This is a genomic window from Pontibacterium sinense (genome assembly GCF_015209595.1).
Lineage (GTDB): Bacteria > Pseudomonadota > Gammaproteobacteria > Pseudomonadales > Balneatricaceae > Pontibacterium > Pontibacterium sinense.
Genome location: NZ_JADEYS010000006.1, coordinates 155,376 through 179,356, shown reverse-complemented (window position 1 = coordinate 179,356; position 23,981 = coordinate 155,376). Strand labels below are relative to the sequence as shown.

21 protein-coding genes are annotated in these 23,981 nt (G+C 50.1%); 11 read left to right on the top strand and 10 right to left on the bottom strand.

Annotated elements, in window-relative coordinates:
• Nucleotides 1-60: 60 nt before the first annotated feature.
• Nucleotides 61-3,507 (top strand): transcription-repair coupling factor, encoded by a 3,447-nt coding sequence (mfd, locus tag IOQ59_RS08040; RefSeq protein ID WP_193952749.1) that lies wholly within the window; start codon nucleotides 61-63, stop codon nucleotides 3,505-3,507.
• The gene (locus tag IOQ59_RS08035) at nucleotides 3,504-4,274 is read left to right on the top strand and encodes a CsiV family protein (protein WP_193952748.1); all 771 of its coding nucleotides are present in this window, start codon (nucleotides 3,504-3,506) and stop codon (nucleotides 4,272-4,274) included. The genes mfd and IOQ59_RS08035 overlap by 4 nt, the downstream gene beginning before the upstream one ends.
• 528 nt (nucleotides 4,275-4,802) lie before the next feature.
• Here the strand turns inward: IOQ59_RS08035 and IOQ59_RS08030 are convergent.
• The 6 genes from IOQ59_RS08030 to sohB all read right to left on the bottom strand — a co-directional run bounded on the left by IOQ59_RS08030 (nucleotide 4,803) and on the right by sohB (nucleotide 10,203).
• Entirely contained in the window at nucleotides 4,803-5,747 is a 945-nt protein-coding gene (locus IOQ59_RS08030; protein WP_193952747.1) for a sensor domain-containing diguanylate cyclase, read from the bottom strand.
• Between the two features lie 37 nt (nucleotides 5,748-5,784).
• On the bottom strand, nucleotides 5,785-6,903 hold the full coding sequence (locus IOQ59_RS08025) for a mechanosensitive ion channel family protein (protein WP_371871841.1): 1,119 nt from the start codon (nucleotides 6,901-6,903) through the stop codon (nucleotides 5,785-5,787).
• Nucleotides 6,896-7,912 carry a beta-N-acetylhexosaminidase gene (nagZ, locus tag IOQ59_RS08020; RefSeq protein WP_193952746.1) on the bottom strand — a complete coding sequence of 339 codons (1,017 nt, stop codon included), beginning with the start codon at nucleotides 7,910-7,912 and terminating at the stop codon, nucleotides 6,896-6,898. The genes IOQ59_RS08025 and nagZ overlap by 8 nt, the downstream gene beginning before the upstream one ends.
• Nucleotides 7,913-7,915: 3 nt before the next feature.
• Nucleotides 7,916-8,398 (bottom strand): L,D-transpeptidase, encoded by a 483-nt coding sequence (locus IOQ59_RS08015; RefSeq protein ID WP_193952745.1) that lies wholly within the window; start codon nucleotides 8,396-8,398, stop codon nucleotides 7,916-7,918.
• Nucleotides 8,398-9,057, bottom strand: coding sequence for a TetR/AcrR family transcriptional regulator (locus tag IOQ59_RS08010; protein WP_193952744.1), 660 nt, complete (start codon nucleotides 9,055-9,057; stop codon nucleotides 8,398-8,400). Before IOQ59_RS08010 ends, IOQ59_RS08015 begins: the two co-directional genes overlap by 1 nt.
• Nucleotides 9,058-9,144: 87 nt before the next feature.
• Nucleotides 9,145-10,203 (bottom strand): protease SohB, encoded by a 1,059-nt coding sequence (gene sohB / locus IOQ59_RS08005; RefSeq protein WP_193952743.1) that lies wholly within the window; start codon nucleotides 10,201-10,203, stop codon nucleotides 9,145-9,147.
• Between the two features lie 274 nt (nucleotides 10,204-10,477).
• Between sohB and IOQ59_RS08000 the strand changes: the two genes are divergently transcribed.
• The gene (locus IOQ59_RS08000; RefSeq protein WP_193952742.1) at nucleotides 10,478-10,810 is read left to right on the top strand and encodes an SCP2 sterol-binding domain-containing protein; all 333 of its coding nucleotides are present in this window, start codon (nucleotides 10,478-10,480) and stop codon (nucleotides 10,808-10,810) included.
• Nucleotides 10,811-10,851: 41 nt separating this feature from the next.
• Here the strand turns inward: IOQ59_RS08000 and nudC are convergent, their stop codons facing one another.
• Nucleotides 10,852-11,634 (bottom strand): NAD(+) diphosphatase, encoded by a 783-nt coding sequence (gene nudC / locus IOQ59_RS07995; RefSeq protein WP_371871840.1) that lies wholly within the window; start codon nucleotides 11,632-11,634, stop codon nucleotides 10,852-10,854.
• Nucleotides 11,635-11,867: 233 nt separating this feature from the next.
• Between nudC and nhaB the strand changes: the two genes are divergently transcribed.
• Entirely contained in the window at nucleotides 11,868-13,373 is a 1,506-nt protein-coding gene (gene nhaB / locus IOQ59_RS07990; protein WP_193952741.1) for a sodium/proton antiporter NhaB, read from the top strand.
• A 69-nt stretch (nucleotides 13,374-13,442) separates the two neighbouring features.
• Here the strand turns inward: nhaB and dnaQ are convergent, their stop codons facing one another.
• The 3 genes from dnaQ to IOQ59_RS07975 are packed head-to-tail and all read right to left on the bottom strand — an operon-like array spanning nucleotide 13,443 to nucleotide 15,372.
• A complete protein-coding gene (dnaQ, locus tag IOQ59_RS07985; RefSeq protein WP_193952740.1) occupies nucleotides 13,443-14,168 on the bottom strand; it encodes a DNA polymerase III subunit epsilon in 726 nt (241 codons plus the stop codon).
• 9 nt (nucleotides 14,169-14,177) lie between these two features.
• Entirely contained in the window at nucleotides 14,178-14,612 is a 435-nt protein-coding gene (gene rnhA, locus IOQ59_RS07980; protein ID WP_193952739.1) for a ribonuclease HI, read from the bottom strand.
• The gene (locus IOQ59_RS07975; RefSeq protein ID WP_193952738.1) at nucleotides 14,569-15,372 is read right to left on the bottom strand and encodes a class I SAM-dependent methyltransferase; all 804 of its coding nucleotides are present in this window, start codon (nucleotides 15,370-15,372) and stop codon (nucleotides 14,569-14,571) included. The genes rnhA and IOQ59_RS07975 overlap by 44 nt, the downstream gene beginning before the upstream one ends.
• 100 nt (nucleotides 15,373-15,472) lie before the next feature.
• On the opposite strand from IOQ59_RS07975, the gene gloB reads away from it, so the two are divergent.
• The 7 genes from gloB (at nucleotide 15,473) to IOQ59_RS07940 (ending at nucleotide 23,975) form a co-directional block, all read left to right on the top strand.
• Nucleotides 15,473-16,246, top strand: a complete 774-nt coding sequence (gene gloB / locus IOQ59_RS07970) for a hydroxyacylglutathione hydrolase (RefSeq protein ID WP_193952737.1) — start codon at nucleotides 15,473-15,475, stop codon at nucleotides 16,244-16,246.
• 238 nt (nucleotides 16,247-16,484) lie between these two features.
• Nucleotides 16,485-18,095 carry a lytic transglycosylase gene (locus tag IOQ59_RS07965; RefSeq protein WP_193952736.1) on the top strand — a complete coding sequence of 537 codons (1,611 nt, stop codon included), beginning with the start codon at nucleotides 16,485-16,487 and terminating at the stop codon, nucleotides 18,093-18,095.
• Nucleotides 18,096-18,104: 9 nt separating this feature from the next.
• Complete coding sequence (locus IOQ59_RS07960; RefSeq protein ID WP_193952735.1) at nucleotides 18,105-18,353, top strand: hypothetical protein; 249 nt, start codon at nucleotides 18,105-18,107, stop codon at nucleotides 18,351-18,353.
• A gap of 87 nt (nucleotides 18,354-18,440) precedes the next feature.
• Entirely contained in the window at nucleotides 18,441-20,255 is a 1,815-nt protein-coding gene (locus tag IOQ59_RS07955; RefSeq protein WP_193952734.1) for an extracellular solute-binding protein, read from the top strand.
• Nucleotides 20,255-21,355 (top strand): microcin C ABC transporter permease YejB, encoded by a 1,101-nt coding sequence (locus tag IOQ59_RS07950; RefSeq protein ID WP_193952733.1) that lies wholly within the window; start codon nucleotides 20,255-20,257, stop codon nucleotides 21,353-21,355. The genes IOQ59_RS07955 and IOQ59_RS07950 overlap by 1 nt, the downstream gene beginning before the upstream one ends.
• A gap of 2 nt (nucleotides 21,356-21,357) precedes the next feature.
• Nucleotides 21,358-22,377, top strand: a complete 1,020-nt coding sequence (locus tag IOQ59_RS07945) for an ABC transporter permease (RefSeq protein WP_228050766.1) — start codon at nucleotides 21,358-21,360, stop codon at nucleotides 22,375-22,377.
• 2 nt (nucleotides 22,378-22,379) lie between these two features.
• A complete protein-coding gene (locus tag IOQ59_RS07940; RefSeq protein WP_193952731.1) occupies nucleotides 22,380-23,975 on the top strand; it encodes an ABC transporter ATP-binding protein in 1,596 nt (531 codons plus the stop codon).
• Nucleotides 23,976-23,981 lie beyond the last annotated feature (6 nt).

Here is a 23,981-nt window from a genome sequence, read left to right as displayed (position 1 = left end):
CGCCGCTGAACAGGTACACTTATCCGCCCCAAAATACCGCTGCATAAGGAGTCTGGGACGTTGTTGGATCTGACATTTTCATTGCCTACGGGCGCTGGCGATATAAAACGAATAGGCCAAGTCACCGGTGCGGCGCGTGGATTATTAATCGCGAACGCAGCCCAAAAGCACAGTGCATTGACCCTCGTCATCACCAACAACAGCGACGAAGCGGAACGCCTACAGAACGAACTCAGCTTTTTTATTGGATCATCTGAGCTCATTTTGAACTTCCCTGACTGGGAAACACTGCCTTATGACGTGTTTTCACCGCATCAGGACATCATTTCTCAGCGTATAGCGACATTAAACAGACTCCCAAGACTGAAACAAGGCGTATTAATAGTCCCTGCCAGCACCCTGATGCATCGACTGGCACCCCCTTCGTTTCTGGCAGGCAACAGCCTTGTTCTTGACGAAGGCCAAACACTCGACCCCATCCGGCTCAGACAACAACTGACAGATGCGGGTTACCACGCCGTAGAGACCGTTCTGGAACATGGCGAATTCGCAATTCGGGGATCGATAGTTGATATCTATCCAATGGGCAGCAACGCACCCTACCGCATCGAACTGTTCGACGATGAAATTGAAACCCTACGTACATTCGACCCTGATACTCAGCGCTCGATCGACCAAATTACGCAGGTCCGCCTACTTCCAGCTAAAGAGTTTCCATTTGATGACACAGCCATTAAAGGCTTCAAACAACGCTGGCGTGAACTATTTGACGTTGACTACCGCGCGTGCCCTATCTATCAGGATGTCAGCAATGGCCTGACCCCGCCCGGAATTGAGTATTATCAACCGCTGTTTTTTGAAACGACCAACACACTGTTTGACTACCTACCAAAAGACACACAAATCATCGTCGACCCAGGCCTTGAAAATGCGGGCAGCCAATTCTGGGAGGACGCCCAAGCTCGCTATGAACAACGACGCTATGACATTACCCACCCAATCATGGGTCCTGAAGAACTGTTCTTAAGCAGCGACCAGCTCTTTGGCCAATTGAAGCAATATGGCCGCATGCACGTCACTCACAACAGTCTTGAAGACAAGGCCGGACGAACCAACCTAGCATGCACCGAGCCTCCCGAATTACCCGTCGACGCACAGGCAACTCGACCGCTCACCGCATTGGAAGATTTTCTCATGGAGCGCGACGGACCCGTTCTGTTTTGTGCCGAGTCTGCCGGTCGTCGTGAAGCACTTTTAGAGCTACTTGATCGCATTAATCTAAAACCCACGCTCCTCAACAGCTGGCAAGACTTTGTCGATGGTGATGCCGAAATAGCCATCACCACCGTGCCATTGGATCGCGGGCTCTCCCTACCGGGACAAGCGCATCTCATCACCGAAACTCAGCTCTTTGGCCGCCAGGTATTTCAACGCCGCCGCCGCTCTCGCGAAAAAGAACAAGCCGACCAGGTCGTCAAAAACCTGTCTGAACTCAATCTCGGCGCACCCGTTGTACATCTTGATCACGGTGTCGGCCGCTACCAAGGACTCCAGACAATCTCCCTGGAAGGCCAGACCAATGAGTTCCTGACGCTGGAATATCTAAACAATGCCAAGCTGTATGTGCCGGTCTCATCACTCCATTTGATCAGCCGCTATACGGGCGCTAGCGAAGAATTTGCCCCACTCCACAAGCTGGGTGCAGAACAGTGGAGCAAGGCCAAACAGAAAGCGGCTGAAAAAGCACGAGACGCCGCAGCCGAGTTACTGGATATTTACGCACGCCGCGCGGCGCGCAAAGGCTTCAGCTTCAGCAATCCCGATCAGGACTATCGGCACTTTTCAGCCACCTTCCCTTTCGAGGAGACCCCCGATCAGGCTAACGCAATTGACGCGGTGATCAGAGATATGACCTCACCGCAGCCAATGGATCGGCTTGTGTGCGGCGATGTAGGCTTCGGGAAGACAGAAGTTGCCATGCGCGCAGCCTTCATGGCCTGCCAGAGCGGAAAACAGGTCGCCATTCTGGTTCCAACCACCCTATTGGCCCAACAACACTATCAGAACTTCGCAGATCGCTTTGCCGATTGGCCTGTAAACGTAGAGCTCATCTCACGCTTCCGCACCGGCAAACAGCAGAGCGCCATCATTGATAAACTGGAAAACGGTCAAGCCGATATTATCGTCGGCACCCACAAGCTGATTCAAGGTGACATCAAGTTCAAGAACCTCGGACTGCTCATCATTGATGAGGAACACCGCTTTGGTGTACAGCAAAAAGAGCGCCTTAAATCACTGCGTTCGGAAGTCGACATATTGACCCTGACAGCTACCCCCATTCCACGCACGCTGAACATGGCCATGTCCGGCATCCGCGACCTTTCAATTATCGCGACACCGCCCGCCCGCCGCCTTTCGGTCAAAACCTTTGTCAGCCAGAACGACCCGGCCACAGTGAAAGAGGCCATACTCCGAGAACTGCTGCGTGGCGGCCAGGTGTACTACTTACACAACGAAGTAAAGTCCATTGAGAAAACCGCAGCAGAACTGGCAGAGATGATTCCAGAGGCGCGCATCGGCATTGGACACGGCCAGATGCGCGAACGCGAACTGGAACAGGTCATGTCTGACTTCTACCATAAGCGCCACAACGTACTTGTCTGCACCACCATTATCGAAACCGGCATCGATGTACCTAATGCCAATACGATCATCATCGACCGTGCAGATAAATTTGGCCTGGCTCAACTGCACCAGCTGCGTGGACGCGTAGGCCGCTCACATCACCAAGCCTACGCCTATTTGCTGACACCACATCCAAAAGCCATCACTACCGACGCAACCAAGCGACTGGAAGCCATCGCCTCTGCTGACGACCTCGGCGCAGGCTTCACACTGGCGACTCATGACCTGGAAATAAGGGGTGCGGGTGAACTTTTAGGTGAAGATCAGAGCGGCCAGATGCAAACCGTTGGCTTCACACTCTTTATGGAGATGCTCGAACAAGCCGTTAGCGCCATCAAGGAAGGCAAAACACCAAACCTTGATCAGCCTCTAAAACACGGCGCCGAAATCAACCTCCGCATACCAGCATTGATCCCTGATGACTATCTTCCAGATGTCCACAACCGCCTGATAATGTACAAACGCATATCTAACGCGGAGAGCGAAAAAGCACTCAAAGAGCTGCAGATAGAAATGATCGATCGCTTTGGTCTTCTGCCGGAAGCCACACAAAATCTGCTGCGACTGACTAAACTAAAGCTATCCGCCGACGCCATGGAGATCGAAAAAATCGATGCTCATGAAAAAGGCGGCCGGATTGAGTTTGGCTCTGAACCTAAAGTAGATCCACTGACTTTGGTAAAAATGGTTCAAAATCAACCACAAAAGTATAAACTTGAGGGCGCGGACCGACTTCGTTTTTCAATATCCAGCGAAAAATCGGAACAACGCTTTCAAATAATTGAAAAACTGCTGAAGGAATTGGCGGTCAAAGAGTCATGAATATATTTCAGAAAATAGCCACCAGCCTGTGCTTAGTTGCTTTTGCTCTGACCGCAACGGCTGAAGATACCCCTTGGTATCAAGTAGAGGTTCTCGTATTTGCCAACGAGGACCCAAGCGTACTGGATGACGAATTCTGGCCACAAGGCCTGGATGTTAATCACCAGCGAAACGCAATACGATTGCGCCCACCACTGCATAACAGCAACTCTACGTTTGATGCCTACGAACTCCTGCCAACTTCATCCCTTTTATTCAATGACGAGAAGAAACGAATTGCGCGCTACCACTCTTACCGCGTGCTATATCACGCAGGATGGCTGCAACCTGTAGAAAAGCAGAAGAAAGCACGCCCTATTCACATTAGAGCAGGACAGATTCTCGACAATGGGATGTACGAGTTAGAAGGCTACATTACCGTTGACCGTGGTCGCTATCTTCATTTCAAACCTGATCTCTACCACAGCCGAAAACTCTCTAACAGCGAGTCAAATCTGCTGCGTGACTTCCTAAATGCTGGCGACCAACCTCTGACAAGCAGCACAGAGAACTCCCAAAGCACCAGCTCCGTTGCCACCGAGGATAGTGGACTATCAACAGTCACACCGCTGAGCACCAGTTTCCTGAATGTCCCTGAATTCCTGACAATCAATATGAAACAGGGACGACGTATGCGCTCTGAAGAAGTGCATTACCTTGACCATCCTCTGATGGGCGTTTTAGTCTTGATGTTACCGGTGAAAACGACCGGCAGCACCGAGCGCTAATCAGTCATAAAAAGCATCTCGCAGATCAAGCCATTGACCTGACGTGCGCATTGAAGGAAGGCAAAAGCACCCGGCCACTTGGCTGGGTTTTTTATGTGTAAACGCACGCACTTTTACAGATCGAATACCGCGCAAAGGCTTTGGCGGGACGTTCTGAATCTGTGCTTTAAGCCAAAAAGCAGACAATCTGCAGAAATACAGCCCCAAGCTTAAGGTGCATTATCTATCTAAATAATGACGATACTAAGAAACCAACACATACGCCCAAAACGACACCGGTTTTCAGAGCAAATCTAGATCAAGACAGCAATTAAGGCGATGCTCGTGATCCCGGCAGACGCCTGCCGGACGTAAATTGCCAACATAGAGGCAGGACTGTTCTGAAATAAAAGCCCTGAAGGGCGGGCACCAAAACAGCTCCCTGCTTTGTCAAACACCCCGAAAAGGACTCATCACTCCACTGCCTTTCACACATAAAGCCGCCCTATCACCCGCAGAAATGCCTCGAACTTGTTCGCAGCCCCCCCCCTAAGCAATGACAAGCCGATTCCGACCCTGATTCTTCGCCTCGTATAAAGCCTTGTCAGCTCTTTTAACTATGGAATCAAAGTCTCCATCCAACTCCATAATTTCAGTTAACCCCATAGAGACAGTAAACGTTACTTCCCCGGTAGGAGTCTCAAAACTCAAACGCTCAATAAGCGCGCGCAACCTCTCCAAAAAAACAGCTGCGGCATTTTGGGAAGTATCAGGAAAAACCAGTATGAACTCTTCGCCACCAAAGCGCGCAAACACATCGGATTCCCGCTTTTCTTTATCAACCACTAGCGACAATTCTTTTAGCACATAATCACCAGTATCATGCCCGAATGTATCATTGATGTTTTTGAAATAGTCAATATCCAGAAAGGCCAGCGAAAAGCTGTTTTTATACCGTTTATATGCTGCAATCCTTTTGGTAACGTCTTCCTGGAGGTATCTACGATTTAGCAATCCCGTCAAAGCATCTCTTTGAGATAACTCTTTCAACTGATGCTCAAGTTGCTTCCTATCAGTAATGTTAACGGCAACCCAAGCGACCAACCTGTCGGCTTTGTTATTGGTCTTTAGCGGTACTATTCGGCCTTGAAACCAATTACTGCTGGTAGTATGAGATTGCAGGAAATCATCTGATGAGATTTCATACTCGATCAGCGTCAGCTTCTTTGACTCAAGCGCCTGATGGATTGCAGACATGAAGCTTTCACCAAGCTCCGGGCTAAACAAATCCTTTATGCATTTACCGCGCAAATAATTACTATCCAGGTAAAGCTCTCTCGAGTTACCCGCAAGCACTTCCAGATAACACCCATTAACATCAATGATGAAAATTGGATCTGGCAATGCGGTGAAGAGAATACTCAGCTCTTGCTCAAGTAGGGCGATAGAACTGGAGGCTTGCTTTAGCTCATCCCTAACCTGCTCAAAATTCATACTCTCTTACCTTACTTAGCTGAAAACTGATTTCAATTTAGCGCTCTGACAGCTGCCCGCACACACCATCCGGCGGCAACTCAGCAATATGCAGCGTCGTTGTAGGGAACGCAAACTCAGCCCCCTCCTGCTCAACAATACCCATCACCTTCATCATCACATCTTGCTTAATACCATGATACGCAACCCAGTCAGTCGTCTTGGTAAACGTGTAGATAAAGAAATCCAGCGACGATGGCCCAAAACGGTCCAGATTAACGATCAGCGTCTGATTGGTATCAATATCAGGGTGATCCTGCAACATCTGCCTTACATTCTCGATAATCAACTGCACCCGCTGAGCATCACCATAACGCACACCTATATATTCATAGATTCGACGATTGGTCATACGCGACGGGTTTTCCACTGAGATATTCGCAAACGTAGCATTAGGCACATAAAGCGGGCGCTTGCTAAAGGTACGGATACGCGTCTGACGCCAACCGATATCTTCCACCACCCCCTCTATCTCCTGATCGGGCGAGCGAATCCAGTCCCCCACTTTGAATGGTCGATCCAGATAAATCATCAAACCACCAAAGAAATTTGCCAATAGATCCTTCGCTGCAAAACCAACAGCCAGACCACCGATGCCGCCAAAGGCCAGAATACCAGACACGCTGATCCCAAGGTTCTGCAATACGATCAACACCGCCAGAACCAAAACCGCCAACCGCAACAGCCGCCCCAATGCGCGCACCGTTGTCACATCCATCGCCTTACGCTTAGCACCGGCCTGCATCAACACCAACTCAATGCGACCAATAAAACGCACAACAAACCAGCTAAGCGCCACAATCAACATTAGCTTACGGACTGTAGATACAGACTCAGGCAGAACAAGACCACCGTTACTCACCGCAATCTGCAAGCCCGTGACAACCCCCATCACCCAAACAAGCAACATCACCGGCGCTCGTGCAGCAGCGACCACCGCATCATCCCACAGCAAATCAGTTTTGGCGGCCTGCAGACTTAAACGGGATAACAACCACCCGACAATAACGTGTGCAATCAGCGTTAAACCCAACACCAGAGCCAGCACAACGCTCCAGGCAAATTGCGGATCAACCCAATCAAGCGCCGCAACCCAATCCGACAACCAGTCAGCCACGCTCAACCTCCGACCAGAGCAATTGACACAACTCAACACCGCGCTTCATACGATCAACATCAGCCGTAAACCGCCCACCTCGCATCCGCGTCAATGACGAAACCGGGGTGCAAGAATGATCCTCAAGATATGCCAACACCTCCAAAGCCCCTTCACGGTTATTGCACGGCAACAGCACATTACAACCTGCGTTCAGCGCAGCTTCCGCCCGATGACGATACCCACCCGCGGTATGTGCAGCCTTCATCGACAGATCATCACTAAAAATCACACCGTCAAACCCCAATTTTTCGCGCAGCACTTGCCGCAACCAGAAATCTGAAAAACCGGCCGGCATATCTGAACACGCAGGATAGAGCACATGCGCCGGCATAATACCCTCCATACCCGCAGCCACCAGCTCCCGAAACGGAACAAGATCCTGCTGCCAGATTTCATCAAAAGACCGAGCATCCAAGGCATCTTTATGATGCGTATCGGCATCCGCCCATCCGTGCCCCGGAAAGTGCTTTCCTGTGGCAGCCATACCCGCTTCGCGCATCCCGGCAACAAAAGCCGCCGCCAGCGCAGATATCTGCTGCGCATCACACGCAAACGCCCGATCGCCAATCACGCTATTGCGGCCGTAATCTACATCCAGCACAGGCGCAAAACTGACATCAATATCTAATAGCCGCAACTCAGCAGCCATGAGATAGCCAACTTCTCGCGCATTATTCAGCGCCTCATTTTCGTCACGTTGAAACACCCGACCCAGCGCAGCCATGGGAGGCAGACGAGTAACACCTTCGCGCAAGCGCTGCACACGCCCACCCTCCTGATCAATACTGACGATCAGATCATCACGCACCGCGTGAATAGACTTCGATAACCGGGCCGTTTGCTCAGACTGCAAAGTGTTTCGACCGAATAAAATCACACCACCCACATGCGGGTTTTCGAGCAAACGACAATCAGCATCCGACAACTCGGTGCCATCAATATCAATAAATAAAGTTCCCTGCCCCATAGATCACTCTTCTATTACAACACGGGTGCCAACAGGCACTTTATCAAACAACTCAATCAACTCAGCGTTTCGCATTCGGATACAACCATGTGATGCAGGCACCCCCATAGGCTCGGTATCCGGCGTGCCATGTATATAGACATAGCGCTGCATCGTATCGACACTACCCAATCGATTTTTCCCCGGCTCCAAACCACTCAGCCAGAGTATGCGTGTCAGAATCCAATCACGCATAGGGAAACGCTCGGCTAACGCCTCAGAATATATTTCACCGGTAAAACGCCGCCCAACAAAAACACTATTGATCGCCTGCCCACCACCGATACAAGCACGAATATAGTGCAAACCGCGTGGCGTACAGCCACTATTCTTTTGCTCGCCAGCGCCGTTGGTGGCAGTAGAAATAGAAAACCGGCATTGCCGACCCTGATCATCGATCAAAGTAAGCAACTGCCGGTTTATAGATATGTGTAGGTGAGGAGCCATTAGATACGACAGAAAAAGGTTTTATCTGCTCGCGCCTGAAATCCTGCTGCCAACACAGGAATCATACGATGTAACACCTCTTCTACCGCCGCATCATCACGGTGAAACTCTCGTTTCTCCAGTGCACTAATGGTCTGATAGTTAGACAGAGTAAACGTAATTGAACCCAGCAAGAAATGCAGACGCCAGAAGAACTCATCATCCTCCATTGGAGCCGCATCTTCGCGCACGATACGTATCAAGCCCTGAAAACGCTGACCGTAACGCTCAACCAGGAAGCCTCGCAAATCTTCCTGATTCTTCATATACGCAAGATCCAGCAAACGCATAAATACTGCAAGCGCCTGATCATTGTCACGATTGACGACAAGAAGAGAGCGCATCAATATTTCCAGCGACTCTTCAAGCGTGACGCGAAACTCACTGGCGGTAAGCCGCTCAGCCAGCGCGTGCTCAACGTGATCACACAACGGAACGAGAAACTTCTCTGCTACTGCCTGTACAAGTCCTTTTTTTGAGCCGAAATGATAGTTTACAGCAGCCAGATTGACCCCCGCCTTAGCGGTGATCTGACGAACTGTAGTTTCGGCGAAACCGTTCTCTGCAAAAAGCACTTCTGCAGCCCGAACAATGCTCTGAGATGTATCCAGATGCGGCATCCTAACTCCCGAACCTGCGTTTGAAACTAAACATGCATATCATTATAGCGTCTAAGGCCCGCCACATATCAAGTTTTAATTCTTGTTTTAAAGAGAAATAAAACGGTTTTTAGCCAAACGGTTATACCACTTGGTTAAAATTCCATCACCAGAGTCCACAGCAAAGGACGAAAGCTTATCCTGCAGGCTCTTTTTCTCCTCATATCGAACAACATACACGTCTGCGTTTTCACACGCTTCGGTCAGATACTCATCAGAAGTGATCAATTCATCGACAAGGTTGGCATCAATAGCGCGTTTACCGAACCACACTTCACCGGTTGCGACTTTGTCGATATCTACGCTTGGACGATATTCAGACACAAACTCTTTAAACAACTCATGGGTATCTTCCAGTTCTTCGAGGAACTTTTGTCGACCCTTATCGGTATTCTGACCAAACATCGTCAGGGTTCGCTTGTACTCGCCTGCCGTTAACACTTCGTAATCGATATCGTTTTTCTTCAGCAAACGATGGAAGTTAGGCAACTGAGCAATCACCCCGATAGACCCGACGATGGCAAACGGTGCGGCTAATACACGATCACCTAAACAAGCCATCATATAACCGCCACTTGCAGCCACCTGATCTACACAGATAGTGAGCGGTATCTGCTTACGTTTAATTCGCTCCAGCTGTGACGATGCCAAACCATAGGAATGCACCATGCCGCCACCGCTTTCCAGACGAACAACCACTTCATCTTCCGGCTCAGCTAACGTCAGTACGGCGGAAATTTCTTCGCGCATCGGCTCCACATCAGACGCTCGGATGTCACCATCAAAATCGAGCACATATACACGCTTGCGACGTGGCTCATCTGCAGCTGGCTTCTGCTTCTTCCGGGCTTTACGTTCAGCCTTCTCTTTCTTCTTTTCTTCTTTTATCAGCGCTTTCAGCTCATCCCTGTCCAGAACGGCCTCTTCCAGCTGCTGCTTCATCTCTTCCAGCTCTTCATTGAGATGAGTGATTTCTACTGTGCCATGATCACCGGTTTTCCGGCCTCGAGACGCAATGGCCGCAATACCGCCGACAACGGTAATGATTGCCAGCACAATAGTGACGGACTTGGCCAAAAACAGACCATAGTCACTCAAAAATTCCATCACAGCGTTTTCTCCGCAGACATGTAGTATCAAAATAAGCCGCTAAGCGGCAATCGGTTGACCGACAAACAACATTAACCCGGACAAACATCCCATACAGATCTGGAATCGATACAGGGAAAGCCACAAATACGACCAATACCCACAATTTCAGTGCTGATTGTTGTTAAGTCCGAGCGGCAGCTAATGTAACATAAAAGCCCTCATAGTAACCGGACACTTCCACCCCTGACAGGTGGGAGATCCAGCACCCTGAATCGGACTTTCGTACCTCATGACCAATATCACTGTTGAACGCGTTATCGAAAAACTCCCAAGCCGTTTTGTTGCCGACAACGCGAAAGACTTTGCAGCAGTATTTCAGTTTGTGATTGAAGATGGGGATGACTTTAACATCCAGATCGATGACGGCACCTGCACAGTTGAAAAAGGCGAACATCCAGACCCAAACATCACCCTGATCATGGATTCTGAGACAGTCATCGATGTCGTAACAGGTACAACGGATGGTATGAGCGCTTTCTTAAAAGGACGACTACGTGCAGAAGGCAATGTGATACTGGCAACAAAACTGGGCAAATTGTTTACGAAAGACAAACAAAGCTGATTATTCCAGTGGGGGCTATCAACAAGCCCCCTCCCCAAACATTAATCTGCCAATTCCGCGAAAAAATGATCGATCAATTTTCGAGCAATTGTAAATGACGGGGGAATAGATGGCAGAGTATTTTGGTCGAACCACTGCGCGTCCAGAATCTCAACACCATCAGGGACGATGTCACCCGCCTCATAATCGGCAAAGTAACCCAGCATCAATGAATGAGGAAATGGCCACGACTGGCTGCAGTGATAGGTCACGTTTCCTACTTTTATACCTACCTCTTCCATCACTTCGCGCGCAACAGCTGCCTCCGCCGTCTCTCCTGCCTCAATGAAACCTGCCAACGTGCTATACCGCTTTTCATCAAAATGCGCAGCATGAGCCAACAGGCAACGCTCTCCATTGCGAACCAACACGATGATGCACGGAGAAATACGTGGATACTGCACAAGCCTGCAACTGACACACTCCAGCGCCAGATCATCCTTGTGTGGTGTCAATACTGTCGCACAGCGAGGACAGAAACGATGATTAGCATGCCAGGTTGCAATCTGCGATGCCCGCGATAGCAATCCGTACATCTCTTCATCGTCAGCAGCCGCCAGTAAGCGCCTCAATCCCCAACGCTCAACACATTCATTTAACAGATCGTCCGATTCATTAGCCTCAATCAAAATAAGACGATACCTAATTCCCTTATATTCACCTACGGGGTATTCGGCTTTTGATTTGCGACGCAATAGCTTCGCTGTATTTTCATCACAACGAAGCACGCCTTGCTCATTACCAACCAAACGACCGTTTTCTACTACGAGATATTCAGTTTTCACGCTGCAGCCCTATTTGCATTATTAGCTTATCCCAAAAATTAATATGATTTTTTTTAAGAAAATGCTTATAAACCTGTATCATATATAGGGTTTTCCCCTACTTACCCACGACCAAATTGGTTTTTTTACATATTAATACCCTTTTGATTTTAGGTGGCAACTGATAGGCCACCTGCCGTTTGCCGACTTCAAATTAAACATAACTAAGTGTTCTCGCATAGGAAGAGAAATAAATGACCAACACGCTAACCCAGGCTTTGGTTCGCAATTTCCTCGGAAATTCGCCCATGTGGTACAAACAGGCCATTATCGGATTCCTGATTCTTAATCCGATCTTGCTCTATACCGTGGGCCCTGTCGTAACTGGCTGGCTGCTGATCTTTGAGTTCATTTTCACACTTGCACTCGCGCTTAAGTGTTATCCGTTGCAACCGGGTGGTTTGTTGGCGCTGGAAGCCGTAGTTATCGGCCTCACAAGCCCTGCTACCGTTTCACACGAGATCGAATCTAACCTTGAAGTAATTTTGCTGCTGATGTTTATGGTCGCAGGCATCTACTTCATGAAGAGCATGCTACTTTGGGGATTTACCAAAATACTGCTCAAAGTTCGCTCCAAAATTTATCTTTCGCTGCTCTTTTCATTTTCCGCTGCGTTCCTATCTGCGTTCCTGGACGCATTGACTGTAACAGCGGTTCTGATCAGCGTAGGTGTTGGCTTCTATTCTGTCTATCATAAGGTAGCTTCAGGTAAACCATACGCTCACGCAGACCACGATCACGCCACAGATGAAGAGATCCGTGCAGCACATCACGAAGATCTGATCCAATTCCGACGCTTCCTGCGTAGCCTGCTGATGCACGGCGCAGTTGGTACAGCACTGGGTGGTGTATGTACATTGGTGGGTGAACCACAAAACCTGCTGATCGCACAGAAAACGGGCTGGGATTTCATCGAGTTCTTCTTGCTGATGGCACCTATCACCATGCCGGTACTGGTTGCCGGCCTGATCACCTGCGCCCTTCTGGAAAAAGCCAAAATCTTTGACTACGGTGCCGAGCTGCCAACCAACGTACGCTCGATTCTGGAAGATTTTGCAGTGGAACAAGACAAGAAACGCACCTTGCGCGATTCTGCCATGCTTCTGGTTCAGGGTGTTGTAGCACTCTTCCTGATCTTCGCACTGGCTTTCCATCTGGCAGAAGTTGGCCTGATTGGTCTGACAATTATTGTCCTACTAACTGCGTTTAACGGCATCGTCGAAGAACATCAGATTGGTAAAGCGTTTGAAGAGGCCCTGCCTTTCACCGCGCTGCTGGTTGTTTTCTTCGCCGTGGTATCGGTCATTCATGATCAGCACCTGTTCCAGCCGATTATTGCAGCCGTATTGGCTTTGGATCCTGAGATTCAGCCTGCGATTTTCTTCGCAGCAAACGGTTTACTATCAGCTATCAGTGACAATGTGTTTGTGGCTACTGTGTATATCAACGAAGTTGTTGCTGCACAGAACGCAGGTACTATCACCCGCGAACACTTCGAAGCACTGGCCATTGCGATCAACACCGGCACCAACATCCCAAGTGTTGCGACACCAAACGGACAGGCCGCATTCCTGTTCCTGCTGACGTCGGCGCTGGCACCACTGATTCGCTTGTCATACGGCAAGATGGTTTGGATGGCTCTGCCATACACCATGGTGATGAGTTTTGTTGGCTTCATCGCGGTTTACAACACACTGTAAGCCACTGATTCCGGAAAATAAAAAAGCAGGCTTCGGCCTGCTTTTTTGTTTTCTGTAACTGATATTTAACTAGTGCACCGTGCTATCGTCTTCGCCCTTCAGCCACAAACACCCGCCACCACTCTTTTTATCCAGCAATGCCAGAAAGGCCTCATGGGCAGCTTGCTCTTCGTCATTAGCGCGCGGCACGGTCAACTCCCAGTGATCGCCTTCTACTCGACGAATACCGCCAACACCACCGACACCGTCATCCCCTTCATGCCCCAGCACTAACGACGTCTGACCACCCGTCATCATCAGGTACACGTCAGCAAGGATCTCAGAGTCAAGCAATGCGCCATGCAGCTCACGATGCGAGTTATCGATGCCGTAACGACGGCACAGCGCATCGAGGTTATTCTTCTGGCCCGGGTGTTTCTCCCTCGCCAGCTTCAGCGAGTCAGTCACCGTACAGATATCCGCTACCCGTTCTGGATAACCGTTGCGCTCTAGCTCTTTATCGATAAAGCCAACGTCAAACGCAGCGTTGTGGATAACCAGATTCGCACCGCGAATGAACTCGATAAATTCCTCGGTAATCTCCGCAAACTTCGGCTTATCCACCAAAGATTCATTGGTAATACCGTGAACAGCAATCGCTTCTTCTTCAATATCGCGATCAGGCTTAATATATTGATGATACGTTCGACCGGTGAGTCGACGGTTATCCATCTCGACACAACCTATCTCGATAATATTGTGCCCTTCCTTTGGCTCAAGACCCGTTGTTTCGGTATCCAGTACAATCTGTCGCATTCTTTCGCCTTACATGTATTTTGCTGCACCACGGTTGGCCAAATCATCGGCCAACTCGTTCCCCGGATGACCGCTATGCCCTTTGACCCAGTGCCATTCCACTGAGTGACGCTGCACCTCTTCATCCAGACGCTGCCAAAGATCAGCATTCTTAACAGGCTTTTTCGCAGCCGTTTTCCAACCGTTACGCTTCCAGTTCTTCATCCATTCAGTAATCCCTTTTCGGACATACTGGGAATCCGTCGTCAATTTAACTTCGCAGGTACGCTTAAGCGCTGCCAGTGCTTCAATTGCAGCCATCAGCTCCATGCGGTTGTTGGTCGTGTTATCTTCACCACCAAACAACTGCTTTTCCTGATCTCCGTATTGAAGCACGGCCCCCCAGCCACCCGGGCCAGGATTACCTTTGCAGGCGCCGTCGGTATAGATCTGAACGACCTTCACTAATTTGTCCCCGAACACTCGGCTCCGCTACCGGCAGATTAATCAGACGGCCACGGGCTCTCTCTTCTTTAATTGGCGTCATTCCCGCCACATCTTTACGCGCAAGCATCAAAGTAAAAGCACCGCGCTCTTTAAAAGCACGATGCCCCCACCTTTCAAAAACACAACAGCGCTTGCGCCACTTTTCGTTCTCAAACGGCGCGAGGAAGTACTCTGAACGTCGTTTAAGCTCGGTCAACTCCAGCAACTGAAACCAGTCCGACAGGCGTCGATGACTGATAAAGTGCCCATTCCACGGCGCCTTAGGCTGTTTACCCTTAAAACGCCGGTATAATCCCCATAAGCTTGATGGGTTAAAGCCCACGACTAACATGTGCCCACCCGGCCGTAGTATCCTCGCCGCCTCACGTAATACCTGATGCGGGCTTTGCGCAAAATCCAACGCGTGATGCAGTATCACCACATCCACGCTGTGTTGCTCAAAAGGTAGTTCACTACTATCTGCAACGACACAGTTATCAGCCAGACCCAACGCTAACGCGGGCACAACAACAAACTTATTCCGCACAGGACTTTCGTCATACAAACAGATACGAGAGTCCACACCGATCTGCACCAGATGATAACCAAACAGCGTTGGTAATATGCGAGATATCAGTGCGGATTCTGCTTCTAGCAATTCGCGCCCGACCTCTGAATCGAACCACGCCTTCAAGTCAGGCGTCATAACTTTCAGGGGAGGTTGTGATTGAAAACTCATTCACTTGCTCCGATCAAAACCGATCATTCTTAACGGCTACTTTAACATTGCAGATTATTATAAAGTAATAGTAACTGGCTTTTATCATTGAGGTTTTTCTATGTTCGACGTAACACCGATCCCGGCTTTCAACGATAACTATATATGGGCACTCTCGGTCGCAGGCCAAAACCAGATCGCCGTTGTTGATCCCGGCGACGCGACACCCGTCGAAAACTATCTGCGTGACAATAACTTGCAGTTGGCCGCTATTCTGGTCACTCATCACCATCATGACCACACCGGAGGCATCCAGGCACTGCGCGCTGAATTTGATGTTCCGGTTTACGGCCCTGAAGATTGCCAGTTCTCAGGCATTACTCACACACTTGCAGACGGTGCGACAATAAATCTCTTCGGGCGCCCACTTGAAATTCGTGCAATACCGGGTCATACGCTGGATCATATCTCTTATTTTAGCGCAGCAGATACACCTCAGATTTTCTGTGGTGACACGCTGTTTCTAGCAGGCTGCGGCCGTATTTTTGAGGGTACACCGTCCCAGATGTTTGACGCCATGGCCTATTTCAAGACCCTGCCAGATACCACTGAGATTTACTGCACGCATGAGTATTCTATGGCCAACCTGAAGTTTGCCGCTGCCGTAGAGCCGGATAACACTGATATCGAAGCAACGCTGAGCACCTGTTATCAGTTGCGAGAAGCTGACAAACCCACCCTGCCAACATCTATCGCACAGGAACGCCGAATCAATCCATTTTTACGTACTGACTCCGATACAGTTATTCGCACCGCCAGTGATTTCAGCGGCCGTGCCTTAAACACTGAACTGGACGTATTTACCGCAGTCCGCGAATGGAAAAACCAGTTCTGATCAGCACTTCTTAGGGTAACTTCCGACCACAACCGTTGTCGGCAGTTACCTATTTCCCAAAACGATAGCCAGAACCAGATCACATTATACAAACACGCCAGTTGACCCTCCATTTCCAGCTCCCTAGAATGCCCCGTTAAGATTTAAAAATCCGGGCAGTTTTATACTCGGTGAGACGGCTTCAATACCCTATTAATTTTTAACGACCATGCCAGTTTTTTGTCTATAGCGGGAACACATGACTCCATATATTAAAGCAATTGTAGTGGCCCTTGTCGGGTCTGTTGCCCTTACCGGGTGTCAGTTACTTCCCCAAAAAACGCCATCGAATTCAGACAGCAACACCACGGCGAATGCAGAGCAAAGCATCCAGCAACAAACATTGACGCATCAACAGGTATATATCAAAGATGGCAAGCCTGTCGTGCGACAGGTTGTGAAACGCGACGATCTGTGGGATCTCACCCGCGATCACTTTGCATTCGATCATGCACGTAGCAACGCTCGCATAGACGCTCAGGTTATCTGGTTTGCAAAACATCCACGCTATATTAATCGTGTCGTGAAACGCGCATCTCGCTATTACTACTATGTACTGAACGAGACGATCAAACGTGGTCTGCCCGCCGAGCTTGCATTACTGCCCATTGTCGAAAGTGCGTATGATCCGTTCGCATACTCTCATGGTCGTGCCGCTGGCGCCTGGCAGTTCATCCCATCGACCGGAAAATATTTTGGCCTGAAGAAGACCTGGTGGTATGACGGACGTCGAGACATCATCGCCTCTACGGATGCCGCCCTAACCTACCTGCAGCAACTGCATAAACGCTTTGATGACTGGGAACTCGCCCTCGCCGCATACAATGCAGGCGGAGGTACGGTCTCTCTCGCCATGAAGAAAAATCGCCGCAAGGGCAAACCGACTGACTTCTGGTCTCTAAACCTGCCTGCGGAGACAGAAGCCTACGTGCCAAAGCTTTTGGCTATCGCCAAAGTGTTTAGCGCACCAGAACAACACGGGGTAACGATCCCCCCTATAGAAAACACCCCTTACTTTACCCAAATTGCCACCGAGTCCCAGATAGATCTGGCGCAGGCCGCGGATCTGGCAGGTATCAGTGCACAGGAGCTGTATCAGCTAAACCCAGGGTTTAACCGTTGGGCAACGGACCCACAAGGCCCCCACCGTCTGTTGATTCCCGTGACTAATGCCGCTCAGTTTGAAAACAATTTGGCCGCACTACCTGCGGACCAACGCGTGAAATGGGCACGGCACAAGATCAAAGCCGGTGAGTCACTGATCGGGATTGCCAAGCAATATCGCACTACCGTCACCATTGTGCGCACGGCGAATAACTTAAAGAACAATAATATTCGTGCGGGAAAAACCTTGCTGGTTCCCACGGCCAGCCAGCACTCAAGCGCTTACGTCATGAGTCAGGCTCAGCGTATGAACCGCAAGCAGGAAAAGATCTCGCGACAAACCAATCGTAGTAAAACAAAGCACAAGGTTAAGAACGGCGAAAGCTTCTGGTCTATCTCCCGCAAACACAAAGTAGGGGTACGCCAACTCGCAAGCTGGAACAACATGGCGCCAGGAGATCCACTTGCAGTCGGTAAAACCCTGATTATCTGGAAAGACCGTAAAACTTCCGCCAGCGCCGTTAGTCAGGGCGTTATCCGCAAGGTGGGCTACGTCGTCAGAAGTGGAGATTCTCTGTCACGTATCGCCAGTCGTTTTAATGTCAGCGTCAAAAGCATCCTTACATGGAACGACCTTGAAAAGCACAGAATTCTAAAACCCGGTCAGCGTCTCACACTTCACGTTGACGTGACTCAATCCAATTAAGGCGAATCCATGGACGCTACCGCTATTGTTATCATTGTTGTGTCTACAGCGCTGGCTATCATATTTAAGCTGGTGCTTTTCAAGAAAATTCGCAACTGGATGGATCAGGACCTGATCAAGGGACTGGCGGGCGATGACAGCGATAAACTGCAGTTTTTGCAGAACAAACTTGAAGGCCTGAAGAGCGATGGAGTGCCACGCAAACTGTATCAGGAACACCTCACAAACGATGCAAACGAGTTTGAACAAAGCCGATAATCATCTGTCCGAATGAAGAGGCAACTGGCGAAAGCTGCAAGTGGCTGATATAAATAGCTATTATCCCTTCAGGGTGACGGATCACAGATGAAAATTATTAAAACAGTTCTGGCTGGCGCCCTGCTTGCAGGTGCTTTACTCACCACCGCCAATGCAGCATCAACGGTTTCTCATGGTATAGCCATGCACGGAGACCTTAAATATCCACAAGGCTTTACTCAATTCGACTACGTAAACCCCGATGCGCCAAAAGGCGGACGGGTTGTGCAATCGTCGCTGGGCACTTTTGATAGCTTTAACCCGTTTATCATCAAAGGTACCGTGGCTGACGATGTCGGATTGATATACGACAGCTTGCTTGGCCGCGCACAAGACGAGCCTTTTTCTCTCTACGGCCTACTCGCAGAGAAGCTGGAAGTGGCAGACGACCGCAGCTGGATCACGTTCCATCTGAATCCCAAGGCCCAATTCAGCGACGGCGAATCGGTCAACGCCGATGACGTAATCCATAGTTTTAAACTGCTACGCGAGCAAGGCTCCCCTTTTTATCGCGCCTATTTCGCTGATATTGAAACCATCGAAGCAATCAACGACAAAACCGTCAAATTCAACTTTAAAAACAGTTTGAACCGCGAGTTGGCGCTGATTGTGGGTGAAGTACCGGTACTGCCAAAACATTACTGGGAGGGACGGGATTTCACAAAACCAAGCCTGGACATCCCCATCGGCTCCGGTCCTTATACGCTCAGTGGATTTGATCCCGGCCGCAGCGTTACCTTCAAACGCAACCCTGAGTATTGGGGAAAGGACCTGCCGGTCAGCATTGGGCGGCATAACTTTGGCGAGCTGGTATACGATTACTACCGCGACGGCACCGTAGCACTGGAAGCTTTCAAAGCGGGTGAATATGACTTCCGTCAGGAAAACAGCTCTAAACGCTGGGCCACAGGTTATACCGGTGACGCGTTCACCTCCGGCAAAGCCGTGGCTGAAGAGCTAGTGCATGAAAACCCAACCGGCATGCAAGCCTTTGTGCTGAACACCCGTCGCGATAAATTCTCAGATCCGAAAGTCCGCGAAGCACTGGCCTACGCCTTTGATTTTGAATGGACCAATAACGCCATTTTCTATAACGCATACACACGCACCCACAGCTACTTCTCTAACTCGGAGATGGCAGCAACCGAACTGCCTACACCCGAAGAACTTAAAATTCTGGAGCCTATAAAAGATCTGGTGCCAGCCGAAGTGTTTACCAAGGTGTATCGCGCACCCACTACGGATGGAAACGGCAAGATCCGCCGCCAATTGCGTACTGCAAAGCGAATGCTACTCAACGCTGGATGGTCTCTGAAGAACAACAAGCTGATCAACGATAAGACCGGTGAGCAGTTTACGTTTGAGATGTTATTGGTGCAGCCCGCCTTTGAACGAGTTGTGGCACCCTTTATCCGTAATCTTGAGCTGATGGGCATCAAGGCCAGCATCCGCGTGATTGATGTTTCTCAGTATATCAACCGCATCCGTGCGTTCGATTTCGATGTCATCGTGGGCAGTTTTGGCCAATCAAGCTCACCCGGCAACGAACAGCGAGACTATTGGCACTCTGAAATGGCCAATAGCAGCGGCAGTCGCAACACCATCGGCATTCAAAATCCTGCCGTAGACTACTTGGTAGAACAGCTGATCCAGGCACCTGATCGTGAGCAGCTGGTCCTGCGCACCCGCGCGCTGGACCGTGTACTACAATGGAACCATTACGTGATTCCTCAGTATCACATCAATAAATACCGCATCGCTTACTGGAAAAAGTTTGCTATGCCTGAACAACGGCCGCGTTATGCACTGGGTTTTGATACCTGGTGGGTCACACAGGATGCGATGAAAGCAAAGGATAATTGATGGCCGCTTATATACTGCGACGCCTGCTACTCATCATCCCCACGCTTCTGGGGATTCTTACCATCAATTTCATCATCGTACAGGCCGCCCCCGGCGGCCCGGTTGAGCAGACTATCGCTCAGCTTCAAGGTCTAGACGTAGGTGCCACCGCCCGCGTAGGCGGCACAAGTTCGGGGGATATCGCTTCCGATGGCAGTCAATCAAACGGGGGAGACAGCCAGTCTCGTGGTGCCCGTGGTTTGGACCCAGAGCTGGTGCGCCAGATTGAAGAACTCTATGGCTTTGATAAACCCGCACACGAGCGCTATATCGAAATGCTGGGTAGCTATCTGGTTTTTGACTTCGGAAAGAGTTTATACAGCGATAAAGAAGTCACCGATCTGATCGTCGAAAAACTCCCTGTCTCGATCTCTTTAGGCCTCTGGACCACCCTGCTCACCTATCTGATCTCCATACCGTTGGGCATCCGCAAGGCCGTACGGGACGGAAGTTCGTTTGATGTCTGGACCAGTACCGCAGTGATTATCGGTTATGCAATTCCGAACTTCTTGTTTGCGATCCTGCTGATTGTACTCTTTGCCGGTGGGACATACTGGGACTGGTTCCCGCTCAGGGGGCTGACATCGTCCAACTTCGATGAACTCACCCTGTGGGGACAAATAAAAGATTACTTCTGGCACATCTCCTTACCGGTGCTGGCGTCGGTGATCGGCAGTTTTGCCACCCTCACCATGCTGACCAAAAACAGTTTCCTTGATGAGATTAACAAACAGTATGTGCTGACTGCCCGCTCCAAAGGCCTCACAGAAAACCGGGTGCTATACGGACACGTCTTCCGCAACGCAATGCTGCTGATTATTGCGGGCATGCCATCCGCCCTGATCGGTATTTTCTTCACCGGCTCCATGCTAATAGAAGTGATTTTCTCACTCGACGGACTGGGACTGCTGGGTTACGAATCCGTTATCAACCGCGACTATCCGGTCATTTTTGGCACACTCTATATCTTTACGTTGCTGGGCCTGATTCTGAAACTGATCAGCGATATCACCTATGTGCTGGTTGACCCACGCATCGACTTCGAAAGCCGGGAGCATTGATTATGAGCCCGATGAATAAACGTCGTCTGGAGAACTTCCGCGCCAATAAGCGTGGCTTCTGGTCCCTGTGGATCTTCCTTGCACTGTTTCTCGCCAGCTTATTTGCGGAGTTTATTGCCAACGATTCACCGCTATTGGTGGAATACAAAGATGAGATCTACTACCCGTTACTGACCGATTATCCCGAAACCGTGTTTGGTGGCGAGTTTGAAAGCCCGACCGATTACAAAGACCCTTACGTTCAGGAGTTAATAGAACAGGAAGGGAACGGCTGGATTATCTGGGCCCCCATCCGCTATAGCTACAACACCATAAACTATGAACTCCCGGCCCCTGCGCCCTCACCTCCCAGTGCCGAGAACCTGCTGGGCACCGATGATCAGGCACGAGATGTCTTCGCCCGCGTCATCTATGGCTTCCGTATTTCGATTCTGTTTGCCGTGGTGCTTACCCTACTCAGCTCCGTAGTTGGTGTGATTGCCGGAGCCGTACAAGGTTTCTATGGCGGCAAAATCGACCTGTTTTTTCAACGCTTCATCGAAATCTGGTCGGGCCTGCCGGTCCTGTTCCTGTTGATCATTCTGGCCAGTATTGTTGAACCTAACTTCTGGTGGCTGCTGGGCATCATGTTGTTGTTTTCCTGGATGAGTCTGGTTGACGTGGTACGCGCTGAGTTTCTACGCGGCCGTAACCTTGAATACGTGCGTGCCGCACGTGCGCTCGGTCTGGACAACAACCTAATCATGTTCCGCCATATATTGCCCAATGCCATGGTCGCCACCCTGACCTTTATGCCATTTATCTTTAATGGCTCGCTCGTCACATTAACGGCTCTGGATTTCTTAGGGTTTGGCCTACCGCCCGGCTCGCCATCTCTGGGTGAACTTGTAGCTCAGGGCAAAGCCAATCTCCACGCACCCTGGCTGGGCATCACCGCCTTTGTTGTGCTTTCAACCATGCTGACCCTGCTGATCTTTATCGGAGAAGCGGTACGTGATGCCTTTGATCCAAGGAAAGTGTAGCGATGAGCGATAATCTGGTCAGCGTAAAAAATCTGTCCGTAAACTTCGGCCAAAATGGCGATGAAGTGAATGCGGTCAAGAATGTCAGCTTCGATATCCCGAAAGGTAAAACACTGGCACTGGTTGGTGAATCAGGCTCAGGAAAGTCCGTCAGCGCACTGTCTATTATGCGCTTACTGCCTTACCCCAAAGCCAGCCATCCGAGTGGCGAAATAATGTATCAAGGTCAGGACCTGATACAGCTAAATGAGGGTGAAATGCGAACCCTTCGCGGCAACCGTATCGGTATCATTTTTCAGGAACCGATGACTTCACTGAATCCTCTGCATACCGTGGAAAAACAGATCGGCGAAGTTTTACTGCTGCACAAAGCCAATACAGCCAATCAAGTACGTGAACGGATTATCGAACTGCTGGATCTGGTGGGTATTCCAGATCCGGTGAATCGGCTTAAAAGTTATCCTCACGAACTGTCTGGCGGCCAACGTCAGCGCGTCATGATCGCGATGGCACTGGCAAACGATCCGGAGCTGCTCATCGCAGATGAGCCAACCACCGCGCTGGATGTCACGATCCAGGAACAGATTCTGCTACTGCTGCAGGAACTGCAGCAAAAACTGGGCATGGCCATTCTGCTGATTACCCACGACCTGAATATCGTGCGCCGCTACGCGCATGATGTGTGTGTCATGTATCAGGGAGAACTGGTAGAGAGCAGTGACTGCCAGGCGCTCTTTGCGGCACCAAAGCATGACTATACCCGCGCTCTGTTAGCAGCAGAGCCAAGCGGTGATCCAGCGCCCCTTCCCGCGCATCTCGATACACTGATCAGCACAGACAAACTGAAGATCTGGTTTCCGATCAAACAGGGATTCTTTAAACGCACCGTTGATCATGTAAAAGCCGTTAACGAAATCTCCATTGAAGTGAAGCAGGGAGAAACACTGGGCATTGTCGGTGAGTCCGGCTCCGGCAAAACAACACTGGGACTGGCATTGCTTCGGCTGCTGGGCAGTGAAGGCGGCATTCATTTTGACGGCATCAACATCTCGAAGATGAATCAGAAGCAGGTGAAACCCCTGCGCAGGCGTATGCAGGTGGTCTTTCAAGATCCGTTCGGCAGCCTGAGCCCAAGAATGTCAGTATCAGAATGTATCGCGGAAGGATTGGCTGTCCATAATATTGGTCTCGCATCTGAGCGGGACCAGATGATTATCGACGTGATGAACGAGGTCGGGCTGGACCCGGATACACGCCACCGTTATCCCCATGAGTTTTCCGGCGGCCAACGCCAGCGCATCTGTATTGCCCGGGCACTGGTACTGAAACCGGAACTGATTATTCTCGACGAGCCTACTTCAGCACTGGACCGTACCGTTCAGAAACAGATTGTGGAGCTGCTGCGTAACCTTCAGACCAAGTACAACCTGAGCTACATATTTATCAGTCACGATTTGGCGGTCGTTAAAGCGCTGAGCCATAAGTTGCTGGTGATGCAGCACGGGGATGTGATGGAGAGCGGAGATGCAAAAGCCATCTTCAGCAATCCACAAAACGAGTACACCCGGACGCTGCTGGACGCTGCGTTCCGGGCATAATCATAA